Origin of the sequence: Listeria monocytogenes (genome assembly GCF_900187225.1) — a bacterium.
In the GTDB taxonomy this organism is placed as follows: domain Bacteria; phylum Bacillota; class Bacilli; order Lactobacillales; family Listeriaceae; genus Listeria; species Listeria monocytogenes.
In genome coordinates this window covers 2,213,248-2,233,640 of record NZ_LT906436.1, presented here as the reverse complement: position 1 = coordinate 2,233,640, position 20,393 = coordinate 2,213,248, and the positions used below count along the sequence as shown (strand labels likewise).

At 36.0% G+C, this 20,393-nt stretch carries 15 protein-coding genes; 13 read left to right on the top strand and 2 right to left on the bottom strand.

From position 1 onward, the window contains the following. The first annotated feature begins 1 nt into the window (after nt 1). From CKV70_RS11295 to CKV70_RS11250, 10 genes are all read left to right on the top strand, one after another. Nucleotides 2-262 (top strand): DUF3116 family protein, encoded by a 261-nt coding sequence (locus CKV70_RS11295; protein ID WP_003722311.1) that lies wholly within the window; start codon nt 2-4, stop codon nt 260-262. A gap of 210 nt (nt 263-472) precedes the next feature. Continuing rightward, a complete protein-coding gene (gene isdC / locus CKV70_RS11290) occupies nt 473-1,096 on the top strand; it encodes a heme uptake protein IsdC (protein WP_014601046.1) in 624 nt (207 codons plus the stop codon). A 14-nt stretch (nt 1,097-1,110) separates the two neighbouring features. Continuing rightward, on the top strand, nt 1,111-2,820 hold the full coding sequence (hbp2, locus tag CKV70_RS11285) for a hemin/hemoglobin-binding protein Hbp2 (protein ID WP_014601045.1): 1,710 nt from the start codon (nt 1,111-1,113) through the stop codon (nt 2,818-2,820). Between the two features lie 86 nt (nt 2,821-2,906). Further along, on the top strand, nt 2,907-3,779 hold the full coding sequence (isdE, locus tag CKV70_RS11280) for a heme ABC transporter substrate-binding protein IsdE (RefSeq protein WP_003722308.1): 873 nt from the start codon (nt 2,907-2,909) through the stop codon (nt 3,777-3,779). Continuing rightward, nucleotides 3,769-4,758 carry a FecCD family ABC transporter permease gene (locus CKV70_RS11275; RefSeq protein ID WP_010989919.1) on the top strand — a complete coding sequence of 330 codons (990 nt, stop codon included), beginning with the start codon at nt 3,769-3,771 and terminating at the stop codon, nt 4,756-4,758. Before isdE ends, CKV70_RS11275 begins: the two co-directional genes overlap by 11 nt. Then, nucleotides 4,739-5,518, top strand: coding sequence for an ABC transporter ATP-binding protein (locus CKV70_RS11270; protein WP_009914264.1), 780 nt, complete (start codon nt 4,739-4,741; stop codon nt 5,516-5,518). The genes CKV70_RS11275 and CKV70_RS11270 overlap by 20 nt, the downstream gene beginning before the upstream one ends. Nucleotides 5,519-5,521: 3 nt before the next feature. Further along, a complete protein-coding gene (gene srtB, locus CKV70_RS11265; protein WP_003731903.1) occupies nt 5,522-6,262 on the top strand; it encodes a class B sortase in 741 nt (246 codons plus the stop codon). 60 nt (nt 6,263-6,322) lie between these two features. Then, the gene (locus tag CKV70_RS11260; RefSeq protein ID WP_003731904.1) at nt 6,323-6,799 is read left to right on the top strand and encodes a siphovirus Gp157 family protein; all 477 of its coding nucleotides are present in this window, start codon (nt 6,323-6,325) and stop codon (nt 6,797-6,799) included. A gap of 193 nt (nt 6,800-6,992) precedes the next feature. Continuing rightward, nucleotides 6,993-10,451: a MucBP domain-containing protein gene (locus CKV70_RS11255; RefSeq protein ID WP_014601043.1), complete on the top strand. Its 3,459-nt coding sequence runs from the start codon at nt 6,993-6,995 to the stop codon at nt 10,449-10,451. 180 nt (nt 10,452-10,631) lie between these two features. Next, nucleotides 10,632-15,470: an MSCRAMM family protein gene (locus CKV70_RS11250; RefSeq protein WP_014601042.1), complete on the top strand. Its 4,839-nt coding sequence runs from the start codon at nt 10,632-10,634 to the stop codon at nt 15,468-15,470. A gap of 39 nt (nt 15,471-15,509) precedes the next feature. Here the strand turns inward: CKV70_RS11250 and CKV70_RS11245 are convergent, their stop codons facing one another. Beyond that, a complete protein-coding gene (locus CKV70_RS11245; RefSeq protein ID WP_014601041.1) occupies nt 15,510-15,857 on the bottom strand; it encodes a magnetosome magnetite crystal formation protein family in 348 nt (115 codons plus the stop codon). 105 nt (nt 15,858-15,962) lie between these two features. Beyond that, complete coding sequence (locus tag CKV70_RS11240) at nt 15,963-16,526, bottom strand: TetR/AcrR family transcriptional regulator (protein ID WP_014601040.1); 564 nt, start codon at nt 16,524-16,526, stop codon at nt 15,963-15,965. A 181-nt stretch (nt 16,527-16,707) separates the two neighbouring features. On the opposite strand from CKV70_RS11240, the gene CKV70_RS11235 reads away from it, so the two are divergent. From CKV70_RS11235 to CKV70_RS11225, 3 genes are all read left to right on the top strand, one after another. Next, on the top strand, nt 16,708-17,469 hold the full coding sequence (locus tag CKV70_RS11235; protein ID WP_014601039.1) for an SDR family oxidoreductase: 762 nt from the start codon (nt 16,708-16,710) through the stop codon (nt 17,467-17,469). A 172-nt stretch (nt 17,470-17,641) separates the two neighbouring features. Continuing rightward, nucleotides 17,642-18,715 (top strand): GGDEF domain-containing protein, encoded by a 1,074-nt coding sequence (locus CKV70_RS11230; protein WP_003722298.1) that lies wholly within the window; start codon nt 17,642-17,644, stop codon nt 18,713-18,715. Nucleotides 18,716-18,820: 105 nt separating this feature from the next. Beyond that, nucleotides 18,821-20,188: a sigma-54 interaction domain-containing protein gene (locus CKV70_RS11225; protein WP_003722297.1), complete on the top strand. Its 1,368-nt coding sequence runs from the start codon at nt 18,821-18,823 to the stop codon at nt 20,186-20,188. The last annotated feature ends 205 nt before the right edge of the window (nt 20,189-20,393 follow it).

Here is a 20,393-nt window from a genome sequence, read left to right as displayed (position 1 = left end):
GATGGAATTTGAAGATGAAAGATTACTACGAGAAGTTCTTCTTTTTGCCAGAAGTGTGGATACGAAAATTAATGATATGTCGCTTGAGGTCATTGATTTTGGGAATTTGCGGGACTATACAAAAAATGAAGTGTTATTAACTCTTTATTGGTTAGAGGAGAATGGTTTTTTAATTAGAAATAATAATATTGCAGAAAAACGATATACTTTAACGTTAAAAGGGGAACTATTATATGATCGCTTTTCTCAAATAGAAGAGTAATAGGAAATAATTATTATCCATGGATAGGAGTTGCTATTCATGGTTTTTTTGAGTATTTAATTAGTAAAAAAACAATCTGTTGTTGACAATGATAATCATTATCAATTAAAATGATAATTAACGTATACTTTTACATAAACTTTTACTCCACTTGTGTTTGTGGGGGTTTTTTATAAATAGTAGTTTTTATTAAAGAAGGGAGATTTAAGAATGAAGAAAGTTTTAGTTTTTGCTGCTTTTATCGTTTTATTCAGTTTTTCGTTTCTTTCTACTGGATTAACGGCACAAGCCGCACTTAAGGATGGAACCTATTCGGTTGATTATACGGTGATACAAGGGGATAGTGATTCCGCATCTATGGCGAATGACTATTTTGATAAACCTGCAACGGTAACAGTAAATGGGGGGAAATCAACTGTTAGCTTGCAAGTGAACCATAGTAAGTGGATTACGGGCCTATGGGTTGAAGGGAACGCGGTTAGTGTGACTTCGAAAAATGCATCAAGTGACACTAGAAAAGTTTCGTTTCCTGTGTCGACTTTAAGCAATCCTGTTAATGCGAAAATTAAAGTGGATATTGATGATGACGACTTGAATTATCATCATGAATATCAAATCAAGTTACGTTTCGATGAAGGATCTGCAAAAGCATTAGCTGGATCGGTGAAATCTTCTGATAATAATACAACAACACCCGCAACAAAGAGTGATTCAAGTAATAAAGTAACAAATCCAAAGTCTAGTGATTCTAGCCAAATGTTTTTATACGGAATTATTTTTGTTGCAACTGGGGCAGGGTTAATTTTACTTAAAAGACGTGCGATTTTTAAATAAAAAGGGGGATTATAATGAAGAAATTATGGAAAAAAGGCTTAGTAGCTTTCTTAGCTTTGACACTTATTTTTCAATTGATACCTGGATTTGCCAGCGCGGCTGATTCTCGTCTGAAAGATGGCGGGGAATACCAAGTTCAAGTGAATTTTTATAAAGATAATACTGGTAAGACAACGAAAGAATCTTCAGAAGCAGATAAATATATTGACCATACAGCAACGATTAAAGTGGAAAATGGTCAACCTTATATGTACTTAACAATTACAAATAGTACTTGGTGGCAAACAATGGCGATTTCAAAAAATGGAACTCGTCCTGAAAAACCCGCACAAGCGGATGTTTACCAAGACCGTTATGAAGATGTTCAAACAGTGAGCACTGATGCAGCAAAAGATACGCGTGTAGAGAAATTCAAGCTTAGTTCTTTAGATGATGTTATTTTCTCCTATATGCATATTAAGGTAGATGCAATTAGTTATGATCACTGGTATCAAGTGGATTTAACTATTGATCCAAGTACTTTCAAAGTCATCTCAGAACCTGCTGTTACAACACCAGTGACTCTTTCGGATGGAATTTATACGATTCCGTTTGTAGCGAAAAAAGCAAATGATGATAGCAATTCAAGCATGCAAAATTATTTTAACAATCCTGCTTGGTTGAAAGTGAAAAATGGTAAGAAAATGGTAGCAATGACAGTTAATGATAATAAAACAGTAACAGCTTTAAAAACAACTCTTGCTGGAACTTTACAAGATGTAAAAGTTGTTTCTGAAGATAAAGATGCTAATACACGTATTGTGGAGTTTGAAGTGGAGGACTTAAATCAACCACTTGCGGCTCATGTTAATTATGAAGCGCCTTTCAATGGTTCTGTATACAAAGGACAAGCAGACTTCCGTTATGTTTTTGACACAGCGAAAGCAACTGCAGCAAGTTCATACCCAGGTAGTGACGAAACGCCTCCTGTAGTAAATCCTGGTGAAACAAACCCACCAGTGACAAAGCCTGATCCAGGTACAACGAATCCACCTGTGACAACACCGCCAACAACACCAAGTAAACCGGCAGTAGTTGATCCGAAAAATCTACTGAACAACCATACGTACTCGATTGATTTTGATGTATTTAAAGATGGAACAACAGAAACTTCCATGATGGAAAGCTATGTGATGAAGCCAGCTTTAATCAAAGTTGAAAATAACCAACCCTATGTTTATTTAACTTTAACAAACAGTAGTTGGATTAAAACTTTCCAGTATAAAGTAAATGGTGTTTGGAAAGATATGGAAGTTGTTTCCGGAGATATCAACAAAAATACGAGAACCGTCAAGTATCCTGTGAAAGATGGTACGGCTAATACAGATGTAAAAACGCATGTATTAATTGAAGATATGCCAGGTTTTTCTTATGACCATGAGTATACTGTTCAAGTAAAACTAAATGCAGCAACGATTAAAGACATTACAGGGAAAGATGTAACGTTAAAGGAACCTGTGAAAAAAGATATTTTAAATACTGGTAATGTAGCGAGTAACAATAATGCTGGACCAAAATTGGCAAAACCGGATTTTGATGATACAAATTCTGTTCAAAAAACAGCAAGTAAGACAGAAAAAAATGCAAAGACGAATGATTCATCAAGTATGGTATGGTATATTACATTATTTGGAGCATCCTTCCTTTATTTAGCTTATCGATTAAAACGTAAAAGATTGAGTTAATAAAACTAGTAAAAGCGAGTTAGGTCGGGGTTTTCCTTTGCTTAACTCGCTTTACCGATTTTATTTTATAAATGGGGGAATTAGTGATGAGGAAAATGGCTGTCATATCTTTAGTGTTATTGCTTTTTTTAGTTGGCTGCGGAAAGGAAGAAGCGGCTCAAAAGCCTGAACAAAAAACGGAGAAAGAGCCAAAAATTGTGGCAACGACGGTTGCGATTACGGAAATTATGGATAAACTTGATTTGCCCCTCGTTGGAATTCCGTCTAGTTCAAAAAAACTTCCGAAACGTTATGCTGATGTAAAGGAAACTGGGTCGCCTATGGGGCCTGATTTGGAAATTATTCGGATGTTGAAGCCAGACATGGTCCTTTCAACAAAAACGCTAGAAGCGGACTTGAAGAGTGGTTTTGAAGGGGCAAATTTAGAAGCGGATTTTTTAGATTTTACGAGTATTGCTTCAATGCAAACGGAAATTAAAAATCTTGGGGCCAAATTTGATCGTATAGAAGAAGCAACTAAATTAAATAAAGATTTAACAAGTGATATTGATCAGGTGAAGTCGAATGTGGCGAAAAAGAAAAAGCCGACTGTACTCATTCTTATGGGGGTTCCGGGAAGTTACTTAGTTGTAACAGAACACGCGTACATTGGCGATTTGGTCAAACTTGCTGGAGGAGAAAATGTTATTAAGGACCAAAAAGTAGAATATTTAGCTTCTAATACAGAATACTTACAAAGCGCTAATCCAGATATTATTTTGCGAGCGGCTCATGGTATGCCTGCGGAAGTGGTTAAAATGTTTGACGAAGAATTTAAAACAAATGATATTTGGAAACATTTTGATGCGGTGAAAAATAACCGTGTGTATGATTTGGATGAAAATTTATTTGGTATGACAGCAAGTTTGAATGCGCCAGAAGCACTAAAGGAAATGGAAAAGATGCTTTATGACAATTAAGCAAAAAAGTTCTTTTGGCGCTGTGATTGTTTTATTGATTGGGACTATTTTGTGGGCAGTTCAAGCGGGGAGTTTGTCGATGTCCATCCCAGCTTTTTTAAGTGGGATATTTAGTGGTGGAAATGAAATGGTGGATGTCGTTATTGATTTGCGATTTCCGCGGATTATTATTGCCCTGCTAGCTGGTGCGGCGCTATCGGTTTCAGGGTTGTTACTTCAAGCTGTGATGCGGAATCCGCTTGCTGATGCTGGGGTGATTGGGATTTCTGCGGGTGCGAAATTTTTTAGTTTTGTAATTATTTTATTTTTACCGGAATTATATTTTTGGTTGCCACTTTTTTCTTTTATTGGGGGAGCACTTGCTTGTTTTCTAGTCTTTTTGTTTAGTTATCGTTCTGATTTTAATCCGCTTCGTTTTATTATTATTGGGATTGCGATTAATGCGGTTTTTACAGGGCTGAGTGATGCGTTATCTTCGCAAGTGGCGCTTGTTTCTAGTCAATCTGCCAGTAGTGCAGCGAGTTTGGCAATGAAAAAATGGTCTGATGTGGAAACTTTATTAATATATGTAACGATTGGACTGATTTGTGCGCTCTTACTTGCTAAATGGTGCAATGTGTTAGGTCTTGAAAATAAAATGGCTAGAGGATTCGGTGTGCCAGTTAATAAAACGCGGATATGGCTAGCGTTGATTGCTGTACTCCTTGCATCGATTACCACGGCAGTAGTGGGTGTTATTGCTTTTGTTGGTTTACTTGTACCACATATTGCAAGAAAACTAGTTGGTGGAAATTATCAAATACTTGTGCCGTTTTCGATATTATTTGGGGCTTTATTGCTACTTTTCGCGGATACGATAGGCAGAACGTTATTTCAACAAATGGAAATCCCTGCGTCTGTGATTATGCTTATTATTGGTGGTCCGTTCTTAATCTTTTTAATGCGAAAGGGTGATTTTTATGGAAGTAAGGGACGTTAATTTTAGTTATAATGGAACCGATGCAATTTTGAAAAATGTCTCATTTACTATCCAGAAAAATAAAATCAATACGATTGTTGGGCCAAATGGTAGTGGGAAATCTACTTTATTAGAAATTTTGGCTAGACTCCTTTCACCTAATTCTGGGGATGTTTTACTGGAAGGAAAATCGATTTTTGAATGGAAAGCAAAAGAATTTGCGCAAAATGTGGCGATTGTTCATCAAAGTAACGTTCTTCCGAATGAACTAATGGTGAAGGAATTGCTTTACTTTGGACGTCTACCTTATAAAAATTGGCGAATGACTCGGACGAAGGAGGATGATCTAGCTGTTGAGCGGGCTTTGATGCAAACGGAGCTAACTGAAAAAGCAGAGAAATTTGTTGATAGTCTTTCTGGAGGAGAGCGGCAACGTGTTTTTATAGCAACAGCATTAGTTCAGGATACACCTATTTTGCTGTTGGACGAGCCCACGACATTTCTAGACATGTATTTTCAACTAGAAATTTTAGAATTAGTGAAACGATTAAATCAAGAAGAAAATTTGACTATTGTAATGATTTTGCATGACTTAAACCAAGCACTGATGTATAGTGACCATTTGATTGTGATGAAAAATGGGGAAGTGGTTGCAAAAGGAGAACCAGAAGAATTACTAACAACGGATTTGATTGCTGAAACTTATGGTGTAGTTGCAGATGTTTTAAACGATGCGAACAACGGGAAATACATTGTTCCTCAAAGACGAAAGGAGTTTTAGAGAGTGAAAATAAAATCGTTTTTGGGGAAAAGTTTGACCTTGGTTGTGTTAGGGGTTTTTCTTTTTTCTGGATGGAAAATTGGTATGGAACTGTATGAAAATAAGCATAACCAGACGATTCTAGATGATGCGAAAGCTGTTTACACAAAGGATGCCGCTACTACAAATGTGAATGGTGAAGTACGAGATGAACTTAGAGATTTGCAAAAGTTAAATAAAGATATGGTTGGGTGGCTGACGATTACAGATACGGAAATAGATTATCCGATTTTGCAAAGTAAGGATAATGATTACTATTTACATCACAATTATAAAAATGAAAAGGCGCGCGCGGGCAGTATTTTTAAAGATTATCGGAATACGAATGAGTTTTTGGATAAAAATACGATTATTTATGGTCATAATATGAAGGACGGATCCATGTTTGCGGATTTACGTAAATACTTGGACAAAGATTTTTTGGTGGCACATCCAACGTTTTCCTATGAATCGGGCTTAACGAATTATGAAGTGGAAATCTTTGCTGTGTATGAAACGACGACGGATTTTTACTACATTGAAACAGAATTTCCGGAAACAACGGATTTTGAGGATTATTTGCAAAAAGTAAAACAACAATCTGTGTATAAATCAAATGTAAAAGTCAGTGGAAAGGACCGAATTATAACACTTTCAACTTGCGATACAGAAAAAGATTATGAAAAAGGACGTATGGTTATTCAAGGAAAATTAGTAACAAAATGAGAAAGCACCAAAATATAATAGCTTTTGGCGCTTTTTCCTTTTTTGGAAAGGGTGCGAACGATGAAATTATATGAACTAACCGATAATTATTTAAAAGTACAAGAATTTTTGGAAGAAAATAATACTGATGCTGTGAAAGATACGTTAGATGCGCTTACTGATAGTTTTCATGATAAATCAGAGAATATTGTTAAAATTATTAAGTCTTTAGCTGCTGATGCTGAAATGGCAGGAATAGAAGCGAAACGACTTTTAAAACGAAAACAAGCGCTAGAAAATAATGTTCAAAATTTAAAAAACTATTTACAAACAGAGATGGAACGAATGGAAATTAGAAAAATAAACAGTACACTTTTTACAATTCAAATACAAAAGAATCCACCAAGTGTGGAAATAGTGGAAGAAGCTTTGCTAAAACCGTTCTTTTTACTACAAGAACCTAAAATTGATAAAAAGCGAATTGCAGAGATACTAAAATCTGGTGAGGAAGTAAAGGGTGCTAGATTAGTTGAAAGCGAATCGATTCGAATAAGATAAATAAAATAACCAAAATCGTTGAATTTATTTAATGATTTTGGTTATTTTTTGTTAATAATGGCATTTATGTGAATATAAACGTAAAATAGTTCACATTTCCGTAACAAACTGTCCTGTTTTTTGTACCTTGAGAACATTTAGCCACTTCCTCCTATGAAATAATTAATCTTGAGTAAACAAAGGAGGGGCGAATGTGAATCATTTGAAAAAATTAGTATCTATATTAATTTGTACTTTGCTGATAGTTTCACTTCTTCCATTTTCGGTTTGGGCAGATAGTCAAGAAAGGGATGGAACGGACGTAGAAGAAATAACTACGAAAGAAAAGGTTACGCAGGAAACGACTTCAAATGAGACTACTTCAGAGCCTTTAAAAGGGACCACAGTAAATAAAGCAATAAACGCAAAATCATTTCCAACTGGGAATTATTCAGGGGACTTCAGTATTAATTCTCAAAAAGACGTGATTGAATCTGGTCAGACGGTAAACTATAATATTTATTTAAAAATCACTGGACCAAACACAAGGTACCAAAATGCTAAATTGGTAATCAATTTACCAAAACATGGGGAATTTAATCAATCACTAAATGAACTTAAGATTGCGGGAGCAACACCAAGTTATAACAAAACAACTCGTCAGCTCGTTTACACATATCAAACACTAAACAGTGGTGTAGTTGATAAAGTGATTCTCAAGATGACTACGAAAAATGGTTACACACCAAATGGAACGAAATTAGTAGTAACAGGTGAATTAAGCGCAGATAATTTATCTGAAAAAGTAACTGAACAAGCTGAAACAACTGTCAACGCAACAGCCACAACAGCTTTATCAAATGATTTTACTAAGGTAGAAAATAGCATCAATAATAATCCGAGTCAAGGTGACATTGGGATTTGGTCTTTCAACCTAAATATTCCGAAAAAGTCTACAGGAAGTCTTTTTATGGAAGAAGGTAAGAAAATTGTTATTGAGTATACATTAGCAGATAAGCTAGATTACTTAGGTGTAGCAGGAGATACACCAGAACCAACGAAGGTCGAAGGACAAAAACTAACTTGGGAAATTGCAGCACCTACATATTTGGAACAAGAAAAAGCAAACAGTTTACTTAACAAGACTTTCCAAATTAGAACGTTCTTCCAGCCTACTATACCGAATTTTGCAACGGTGGAAAATAAAGCTGTTGCAACAACGAACTTTGTTACTTTGACTGATAGCATTGTAGATACATCCAAAGCATCTGTTTCAGTTTCAGCAAGTGATCCAGCGACAATCCCGCCAACTATTGGAAGTGTTTATGCTCCAGCACACAGAGGACCGGTGGATGCGAATTGGGGAATCGCTACTGTGACCGGAAATCCTGATATAAAAGTATATGATACTGCTAAATTAGGCTTTAGTTTGATGTTAAATTCGGCAATGAATGACTCACCTTGGTACGACTTCCTTTATTATGATGCTTACTACAATATTGATGATAATTTAAATTTGGATTACTTCCGGAGTGGCGATTTTTATTTTAAACCAAATGTTAATTACCTAGGTTGGGCTCAGTTGAAAAAATCCCCTAAATACAATTTACTCGTAAAATATGATGGGGATACTGACTGGACTACGTTAAAAGAAGATGTAGAACTGAGCAAAATGTATTCGAGAAAAGATCTTGGAATTCCAGATGATAAACATGTGAGTAAAGTATGGCTTCATTTCACGTATGCACCAGCTGGAATGTATGCTGCTGATCTATCTTTCTTTACAACAGTCAAAGAAGGTTATGTAGGCGAGGTTAGGAATAGTACACAAATCAACATGTACGGAGCGGATAGTCAAGACTATATCCATTATTATGACGATACCAATCCTTGGCCGGAAGCTTGGAAAAATTATGCAGGAGACCGAACAGCGCAAATCATTCCGCAACCTACTGGTAAAAATAAATTTGTACAAGGATCAGTTGTGTTTGATGATACCGATGGGAATTTAATCAACATAGGTGATAATTCTATTTCTGTTAATTTAGAAAGCAATAAAGCTTCTATTTCACGATTAAAAGGTCCTTTTGAAGCAATGGTTTTATTACCTTCTGGGGTCAAAATGAAAAACACGGAGCAAAATGGCTTTAAAGTAACTGTGTTGAACGAGAATTACCAAAACGCAGGACGTCAACTACTCAAAGTGAAATGGGATAAAAAGACGCTTTTACCAGCAGAAAAATTAACGGCAAAAATTAATGTGAGTGTAGCAAAAGACACACCAAGTAATATGACTGTTGAGATGTTTGGTTTCTTGCAGGACACGGATTTCAATGTGCCAGAAGTGAGTGGAACTCCAACAATTTCTGATACAAAAATGGAAATTGATTCAAATGACATTAATCAAAATGGGAATTCGGAAGAGTCTAGAATCACATCGGGAAATCATTACATTTTAAATACGAGTAATCATTTGAAAATTAGTAAAAAAGCTAAGGGTAATCGCGATAAAGAATACAGCGGACTGGCAAATGCCACAACAAATTCCATTGTTTCGTATCAATTGTCACTGGAAAATGATTCAGATGAAAAAATAGCTAATATGGTCTTAATGGATGTTTTACCAAGTGAAAATGATTTAGGAATTACAGATAACAGCGAACGTGGTAGTAAATTCAATCTTGCGTTAACGAAAGCTGTAGAAGTTCCGAAAGAATGGAAAGATAAAGTCGAAGTAACTTATAGTACTGCTAAAAATCCTAAGCGTGCAGGGATTCTTGATAAACACACGATTTACCCAATAGGAACGGAGCCTTTAGTCGATAACACAGAAGCAACACAAGCAGATTGGTTAACAGCGTCAGAAGTAAAAGATTGGTCAAATATTTACTCTTTTAAAATAGAACTTAAAGAAGGTATTGAGTGGATTCCTGGGAAATCCATGAAAATTCAATTTGATTTAAAAACACCAAAGAAAAACCAAATAGATAAGACTCTTTTAAAGCAAAAAACAAAAAAAGAAGACAGAGCTGCATGGAATTCTTTTGCTGTTGCTGTAAATAATTCTCAAGTAATTGAGCCGGCCCAAGTAGGAGTGGCTTTAGATGATAGTGTTGCTCCAGTTACGGTGCAATATGTTGATCAAAACCACAAACAAATTGCAAGCCCAGAAACATTAACAGGAGCTTACGGAGAAAAATTTACTGCAAAACAGAAAAAAATTAACAATTACTCGCTTGTAAAAATACCTGCTAATGTAAGTGGAACATTTAACGAAAAAGCACAGACAATTACTTTTATTTATCAAAAAGTGACAGCAGGAAGAATCATTGTCAATTATGTTGATAAAAATGGCGAAAAAATAGCTGATTCGATTGTCTTAAACGGAAAATTAAATTCAAGTTATACAACTTCAGCAAAAAAAATCTCAGGGTATAAATTATATCAGACTCCAAAAAATGCAACTGGAAAATTTTTGAATACCTCACAGACAGTAACTTATGTGTATGAAAGGACAAGCAATCTATCAATTTCGTCTTCTAATAAGGGAACTGAAAACGTGAAAAAGTTGGCAAAACTTCCACATACAGGAGACTCTACTACAACTAATTTATGGGTTATCATTGGACTTTTCATGCTTTCAGGTGCTTTTGTGATTATGAAGAAAAGGTGATTTATACAAGTTTTTTAATTGTTTATGAGTGCTTTTGATTACTTTTGGTCACAAAAAAGACACAAACCGTTTTTTATTTTCATGAAAAGTGATTTTTTAGTACGTTTATTTGTTACAATTCAACAAGTCTATTAGAGATTTAACAATAGTTAGAAATAGATTATAGGAGGACAAAACAAAGTGAAAAATATCAGACACTGGAAGAAGCTAGTTATTGCAATGGTTATAGGATTACTAGTATTCCAAAACGTTTCACCTGTACTAGCTACAATGACAGACGATGAAACAGCAAACACAACATTAAAAATAATCAAAGAAGATAAAGATACAAAAGAAAAAATCGATGGTTCTACCTTTGAGATAAAGAATAAAGAAACGGGCGAAACAAACGAGTTAACAATCAGTGCAAATGGTGAAGCGACTGTGGATTCTCTTTTACCTGGTGACTATCTTGTTAAAGAAAAAGTTGCAGCAAAAGGTTACACACTAGATGAAAAAGAATATAGTGTAACTTTAACAGAAAAAGAAGAAGTGATTACTTCTGTTTCAGCAAAAGTGCAAGAAGAAACAACAAAAGAAGCAGCAACACCGGTTAAAAAAGCAACACAAAATGCACATCTAAAAGCTGCTATTACAGACAATATTTTCAGCAAAGTAACACTGAAAGACGGCAATGGCGATGAAATCAATACTTCGGACCGAATTCAAAATGGTAGCGGAGTTGTGCTTAACATGAACTTTGCATTTTCAGGGAAAAATTATAAAGCGGGAGATACATTTACTACCGTTTTACCAGATGCTTTCAACTTTGGAAATAAAAATTTAAGTGGGAACTTCTTGCCTTCAACAGAAGCAGAATGGTCACTTGATGTTACAACGCGTGAACTTACGATTACTTTCTTAAAAGATGGTATTCAAGAAGGCGATTATGATGTGAATATCAGTACCGCTTTTAAAGTATTTACATCAACAGAAGAAACGATACAAGAAGTTGTTTTCAAGACAGCTGGGAAAGATACTATTTATCAAATTGAAGTTGTACCAGTAGTTAACTATCCAACTACTGTAGCAATTACAGCAAATCCAGGGGTAGTGAATCCAACTAAAGGGCAAGTGGATGCCAAGTTCAACTTAACAAAAGAAAAAGATGCTAAAGGTGAGCTGAAACTTACTGATTATACTTCCGGTGGCACAACAACTATTGATAAAGATAGCATCAAAGTATATTCGAGTGATGTTAGTGCTGGGGGAACCTTCATTGGTACGAAAAAATTACTTGTAGAAGGCACGGACTATACGTTAACTTATTCCGCAACTTCTCTAACTGTTACGTTAAACGGTGGGCTTGCTGGGAAAGGCTACCAAGTAACATATGACCGTACAATCAATAAACCAAGTGATTCACTTTCTTACATGTCTACACAAGCTTACACAGTAGGCGATGCAGGGACATTATCAAGCAACTCTGCTTATGTTTACCTGACGATGACTAATTATAAGCATCTGGAGAAAAAAGCTACTTACAACGGCTCAACACAAAGTATTGATTGGAAAATTAACTTTAACTTTGATCAAGACGAAATATCTCCTTCAACAGTGCTTACCGATGTTTTAGCGGATAACGATGTCGAATATGTAGCAGATTCACTTAAAATTAAACGAGTAACTTTTAACGCAACTAACGGGTCGCCAATCGTTGGAAGTGACGCTTCAAGTGATTGGACAACTTCGGCAATCTCGGCAAATGGGAATTTTAATTTAACGTATAAAAACACTAATACCAACGCATATGAAATCACTTATTCAACGAAAATCACCGACTTTAGTGATCGTAAAATTAAAAATGAAATTACAGATGAAAATGGTGTTTCCGCTGACGCAACGATCGCGATTCAACCAGATTTACTGAAAAAAGAAGCTGGAACAATTGACTATTTTAATAACACGATGACATGGAAAATTACTGCTAACTCCGACAGAATTAAGATGGGGAATCTTAATATTACGGATGAATTTTCTACTGGGGTAAAAGCCCTCAAGAGTTACACTGTCCGCGCCTATACAGATAATACCAATAGCGTATTACTAACAGAAGGCAAAGATTATACGATTGATAAAGATGTGACGCCAGCTGGTTTTTATATCCAACTTATCGGCGATTATGCTTCTACAGACAAAAAAATTGTGGTTGATTTCGTCACAGATATTGACCTTTCTGATGTAACAAAAACAATTGATAATAAAGCATCCATTTCTTATTACGATGGCGGGATTATCAAGTATGTTGATGAGGTAACTGCTTCAATGACACCAGATCCAGGCATGATGACAAATGGTGGTAAGTACGGATCATACAATTCAACTACGGGGAATATCGATTGGATTGTATCTGTAAATGCTATGGCGAAAAACTATGACAACTTAATTTTTGATGATGCTATTCCAACTGGATTAACTTACGTAGAAGGCTCACTACAATATCGTAATGTGGCTTCCACAAGTGAGATGATGAATTTATATATCCCGCTTAACTCTGTTGGAACAGTAGCCAAAACAGGTGATAAAAACTATCCAACAAAAGTCGATACAACTGGGAATAAATTACATTTAGAATTTGCTAACTTGGAGAATTCACGCGTATTTATTAAATACAGTACCAAACCAAACGAAAACTGGTATTTCTACTCCTACGTACAAAACACTGCGAAGGTGAGCGATAATGGAGTAGGCGAAAAATCATATAGTTACCAAGCATACGCAAGCAAACTTTTTAATGCGATGACAAAAACGGCTACTATTGATCCGTCTTTTGATAATAAAGTTAACTGGGTTGTTACACTGAGCAATATCTCAGCAGATCGTCCTATTAACAATCCAACAATTACAGATACAATGAAAACAGGAACAACTGGAGCACAAGTAGTAAAAAGTAGCTTTAAAGTAATGAATGAAACGACAGGCGAAGATATTGACTCAAAATATTATGACATCACTTACACAGACAATAATTTCACTATCCAATTCAAAGACTATAAAGCAACTGCACCAATTAAAGTAACCTATAGTACAATCAGCTTAATGTCTGGGCTAGTTAGTAACACAGCGACAACTGCTTCTCCTGACTACGGTAGTTTACCAATGACGTATAAATCAAGAACAACAAGCATATCGCCAGCCTTCACTATTGGTAGTGGTAGCGGGACGGCGACAATTGGTTCACTTGAAATTACCAAAGTTGATAAAAAGGATAATTCAAAAAAACTAACAGGAGCCAAATTCCAGCTTTATACGCTTGAAGGAGACAAAGCAGGGCAAGAGGCAACAACAGATTCGGACGGGAAAATCGTTATGGATGGTCTTCAATCCGGAAAATATAAACTTGTTGAAACAGAAGCACCAACAGGATATACAATTAGTGATGAATACAAAGATGGTAAAGAAATCACGGTTACCGCCGATATAGCGACGAATGTGACTATTGAAAACACAGAACAAACTGGTAGCGTAGTTCTTTTAAAAGAAGATAGCGCAACAAAAGATGCTATCGCAGGAGCAGAATTCGAATTGCAAAATGCAGACGGTACAAAAGTTGCTGATAACTTAGTATCTAATGCAGATGGTAAAATCGAAGTAACGGACTTAGCGCCAGGCGATTACCAATTTGTAGAAACAAAAGCGCCAACTGGCTATGTTTTGGATGGGGCACCAACGAAATTTACGGTTGAATTTAACCAAGAAGCGGCTGTAATTGTTACAAAAGAAAACACAGCGAAAACGGGTAGTGTAGTTTTAACGAAAGAAGATAGTGTTTCAAAAGCTACTTTATCAGGAGCAGAATTTGAATTACAAAATGCCACTGGAACTAAAGTAAAAGATAATTTAACAACGAATGCGGATGGTAAGCTAGAAGTAACAGATTTAGCGCCAGGTGATTACAAGTTCGTTGAAACAAAAGCACCAACAGGCTATGAGTTGGACGCAACACCGGTTACCTTTACCATCGAATTTAACCAAGCAACTGCAGTAAATGTAACTAAAGAAAATGTTGCGAAAACTGGTAGTGTGGTCTTAACTAAGCTAGATAGTAAATCAAGAAGTAATTTAGCTGGTGCAGAATTTGAACTACAAACAAAACTTGGGGTAAGTTTGAAAGACAAAGTAGTGACAGAAGCAAATGGTCAACTGCAAATTGATAACTTGGCACCAGGTGATTATCAATTAGTAGAAACGAAAGCTCCAACAGGTTATGATTTAGATGCTACACCAGTTGAATTCACCATCGAGTTCAACCAAAAAGCACCAATTCAAGTGACAAAAACAAACACGATGTCTACTGGATCTGTTTTACTAACTAAAACAGATGGTGAGACGAAAGCACTTCTTGCAAATGCAACGTTCAAATTAGTAGATGAAGATAATAATGTTACAGAAAACTTAACTACGGATGCATCTGGGAAACTAGAAATAACTAATTTAGCACCTGGAGATTATCAATTGATTGAAACAAAAGCACCAGCAGGCTATGAATTAGATACAGTTCCTGTTGATGTGAAAATCACTTTCGATCAAAAAGAAACGTTGCAAGTAACAAAAACGAACCTAAAAACAGTTGTGAGCGGAAAAGTCATCGCAGAATTTGTTGACACAAAAGGCAATGTATTAGCAGAGAAAGAAATTCACACTGGCATCGTTGGCGATAAATATGCAACGAAAGCAAAAGATATCAAAGGTTATAAATTAACAAAACAACCTACGAACAAAGAGGGCGTATTCAAAGAAACGGAACAAAAAGTAACCTTTGTATACGAGAAAAACAAAGCGCCAATCGTGGTAAATCCAGATAAACCAGTCACACCGGTAAAACCAACTAAACCGGTAGACCCGGCGAAGAAACCTACAGTAAAAACAAGTCTTCCTTCAACAGGAGATGAGTCTCCATATGGAATAATCTTTACTGGATTATTCGCTAGCTTCATGGGACTATTCTTATTGAGAAAATCAAAAAAAATAAATGATTAAAAAAAGTGGCTATCCTACAAAGGATAGCCACTTTTTTGATTAAATCCAAATATCTTCTTCTGTTTTTTTACATAACATTTGAATGCCGCGAACAATGTTAAAAATAAATAGTCCGACAACAGCAACTAATGTAAATACAAACAAACTACCAGTAACAAATAGTGATACATTTGCGAGTAAGCCGCCACTTGTCGTAGCTGTAACAAAAATACTTGAGAAACAAAGGAATCCAGCGATAGTCGGAATAATATGAGTTAATAAAGCAACTTTAGCATGATGCGAAACTTCTTCTGATTTAGCAAATATCCAAATAAGCACCGGGACAATAATTGGTGCAAACAAGATACTAAAATAACTTAAAGCATTTAAAATTCGATGATCATTCATAATCAACACACCTTTCTAATATGCTTTCATTATAACAAGGGAAAACAGCTCACGCCCTCGATTCAAGTGACAAAGCTAGAAAGTAACATAACAAATATGTAAGGATTACACTTGTTGTGTTTTAGCATGAATAATATAAAGTAATTGCTCCGACATATATGCTGGCGAATGCGAAAAATCTTCTTCTGCCCAAAAAACAATCATTCCAAAAATCGCATGCGCTTGATAAGTGGCTAGTAGTTGGAGGTTAGCTTCTGAACTATCAGGGAAACTCGCAACATCATCTAATATAAGCTCTCGAATAACGTCACAAACCTGATTTTGAAAACTGGGCCGAATAGTCGATTTTATTACTTGGCGGTAAAAGGCTTGATGATGATACACATGATCAAATATTTTTATCATTGATGGTGTAAGTGTTTGAATAGAAAAATGACTTGTATGTAAATAAGGATCTTGATAGGCACTTTTTAAGTCCATCAGAATTTCTTCAATGATGCTATCTAACAGTTCTTCTTTATCACGATAGTGTTTATAAAAAGTCCCGCGATTCACATCTGCTTCTGTGACAATATCCGTAATCGTAATTTGCTGAAAGGTTTTTTGGTCAAGTAGTGTGAAGAGGGCTTGATTGAAGGCTTTTTTTGTTTTTTTAACCCGTCTATCCATGATTTAGAACCTCCCATTTGAGAAATTTTCTTATTACTATACATATAACGCAAAAGTGTTGCTTAATCAACAAAACAGGCTTTCTTTACATATTGAAAGCGTTTTATACCGGGATTATAATAAAAATAGAAAGGGATTGATTTCTTTTTCTAGCGGAACAAAAGTGAAGGAGGAAATAACAATGGGGAAATTAAATGGAAAAGTAGCCGTAGTAACTGGTGCGGCATCTGGAATGGGGCAACAAATTGCGATTCTTTTTGCTAAAGAAGGCGCAAAAGTAGTAGTGGCAGATTTGAATTTAGAGGCGGCGCAAAAAACAGTCGAACTAGTCGAAAAAGAACACGGAACTGGGCTTGCCGTCGCAGCTAATGTAACAAAGCAAGAGGATATTGAAAATATGATTAACCAAGCTATTGAGGCATTTGGAACATTAGATATTTTAGTCAACAATGCTGGAATTATGGATAATTTTGTACCAGCTGGTGAATTAACAGATGAACTTTGGGATAAAGTGTTTGCGATAAACACAACTGGTGTCATGCGCGCAACTCGAGAAGCACTCCATATCTTTGAAGAAAAAGGACAAGGTGTGATTGTTAACATTGCTTCTGCTGGCGGACTATTTGGTTCAAGAGCAGGAGCGGCTTATACTGCTTCAAAACATGCGGTCGTGGGCTTTACGAAAAATGTCGGATTCCAATATGCGAATAAAAACATTCGTTGTAATGCAATTGCGCCAGGAGCTGTAAATACAAACATTGGAACAACGATTTATGCGCCGGATGAATTCGGCCAAGAACGTGCCATGATTGGAATGGGGATTAACCCCCGAGCTGGCGATGCTTCTGAAATTGCCAAAGTCGCGCTATTTTTAGCTTCGGATGACTCTAGTTTTGTTAATGGTACAGTTATCACAGCCGATGCAGGTTGGACAGCTTACTAATAAAATTTCGTCCACAATGGAAATCATTTTCTTTTGTGGACTTTTTTTGAGAAAATAGAAGAATAAAGCTTTGGGACAGCGTCTATTTTTGCAGAGGTTGTTTCTTTGTGCGTATGAATAGTTGTGAGCATATTGGGGTATTGAGTAACAAAGTGAGAGGCGGGGATGCTTTTTGGTCGAACAGTTGGTAAGTAATGCAGCGATATTGCTCGCAGGCTTTTATATTATTTCCTTAGTTTATAAAGAACCAATTACAAAAGAATTATCAACAAATAAAAAAATAGTAATCGGAATTTGGGCTGGGCTTCTCGGTTTTGCGCTGATGGTTTTCGGGATTCCAATTTCGAATAATGTGATTGTCGATTTACGTCACATTCCAATAATAATGGTAGGCTTTTATGGTGGGCCGATTCCCGCGATTGTATCAGCTATTATCATTTCAGCATCGCGCTTTTTATTATCTGTGAATTCCGCAGCTATTATGGCGGCTGTTGTGATGATGTTAATCGGCATAATAACAGCAATTTTTGGCAAACGCATAGAGAAATTCAAAATTTGGGGCGTTTTTATTTTGAATATCATCGCGTGTAGTTTTGTTGTTATTAACCTGCATTTGATTTTAGCTAGGGAGTCTCATTTTTGGATAAATATGACTGTTTTCGTACTTATTGCGCTTGTTATTGGGGCTGTTTCAGCGGGACTAATGAGCAACATGATTAAATCAAAGCAACTTTTCCAAAAATATGAGCAGGACTCCACGCTAGATTATTTGACTAAATTATCGAATGTAAGACAATTTGATGAAAAAATAAATCATGTGATGGATGCTGGGAGCAGACAAGTTACGCTCATGTTGATTGATATTGATTACTTTAAAAATATTAATGATACATATGGTCATGACGCTGGTGATGCTATTTTGAAACAATTAGCTATTATTTTAAAGCGAAATACATCAGACGGTTCTGAGGCATTTAGAAACGGCGGGGAAGAATTTTCCATTGTCTTATTAGATTGCCCGATTGAAAAAGGGAATTTTTTTGCTGAACAAGTTCGTAGAGAAACAGAAGAATACGATTTTATGATACCAAGTGGACAAGTGGTGAAAATTACGATTTCCGTGGGGGTTAGCAGCAGTAAGGATGGCGCTAATACAAGTGAAGGATTATTTAAATCTGCGGATGAGGCTTTATATAAAGCAAAATTAACTGGGCGAAATCAAGTATGTATTGCAGACGGAAATTAGTCTGTCGCAAAAAAACGAGTACTTCTGGCAGATTTCTTATGTTATAATATATTGTGTAATGATGAGCAAATAACTAGGGAACTAGTCCAAAAGGATGAGCTTTTAATGTTTGACTTAATGGATAACTTGCTGGGAGTACAGTCATTTGGCGAATTAAATAAGGATATGCCGACAACGCTTTTTGTCACGGATGCAGATGGGAATATTCTAATTTCTAATAAATTCACTGCGCTTACAGTTGGAATGTCGCTCGAAGAATTGCTTCGTTGTAATGTAAGAGACTTAGTGGAAGACGGTGTGTACAATGATTCTGTCACACTAGAAGCAATCCGCACAAAACAAAAGAAAACAAAAGTGATCAATACGAAGAAAGGTTTTAGTATTCGTTCGACTTCTACACCAATTCTCTATCCAGATGGCACGGTGCATTTAGTTGTTACGATGTCAGATGAAACGCAACCAGATAGTTTTAAAACATGGCGTGGTGAGGCAATTTCTGGCAATAAAGAGTCACTTCTTCTTGAAGATTATAAAGAAAATGATGGAACTGTGATAGTAGCAGAGAGCGTCGCGATGAAGCAGATAGTTCGAGTGTGCAACCAGATAGCTCCGTTTGACAGTAAAGTCTTATTATACGGGGAGTCTGGTACTGGTAAAGAAGTCTTGTCGCGCTATATTCATGAAAAAAGTAAACAAGCTGCTGGGCCTTTTATCTCGATTAACTGTGCCGCAATCCCAAAAGCACTATTTGAATCTGAGCTTTTCGGACATGAAAAAGGCTCATTTACCGGTGCGGATATTGAAAAACCCGGGATGCTTGAGCTAGCTGATGGCGGTACATTGTTTTTAGATGAAATTTCTGAAATGCCGTTAGAACTTCAAGCGAAAATGCTCCGAGTGCTTGAAACTGGCGAGGTAAGAAGACTGGGCTCAACAACCGAGACGAAACGCCGCTTTAGACTTATTTCAGCGACAAATCGAAACCTTGGAGAAATGGTTGAAAAAGGAACATTTAGGCGTGATTTATATTATCGTATTAATGTTGTGCCGGTTCACATTCCAGCACTAAGAGAGCGACCGCAAGATATTATTGGTCTTGCACGTCAATTCATACAAAAATTTAATCAAAAGTACCAAAAAGATTTTCAGTTAAGTGGCGATAAAACGAAAGAATTACTTTCTCATAATTGGCCAGGAAATGTCCGCGAACTTAGAAACAAGATTGAGCGATTAGTTGTTATGTCTGGAAATAAAGAAGTAACAGTTGCAGAAACAGATGATTTCGCACTAGACTTACATTTTAAAGAACAAACAAAAAAAGACTCACTTTATTTGAAAGATTATTTGCAAGATGTAGAAAAACACTTTATACTGCGAGTGCTCGAAGAAAGTAATGGAAATGTGACAAAAGCTGCTAGTACACTTGGAATTCATCGTTCTGTTTTATATCGAAAACTAAAAACACTTCATTAAATAGAAGGCCTAATCGGATGTTGCGATTAGACCTTTTTTGTTGCGTTTTCGCGACTCCTGTTTGTAAAAACAACCATTTTGACGTCTCTTTTTTGCGACAATAAATAATGTTTTATATTATAAAGTGTGTTATAGAGCCATTTTTCATGTTGGCACGGAAGTTGCTTTATAAAGAACTGCATGTCATTACAAATATATGTGAATA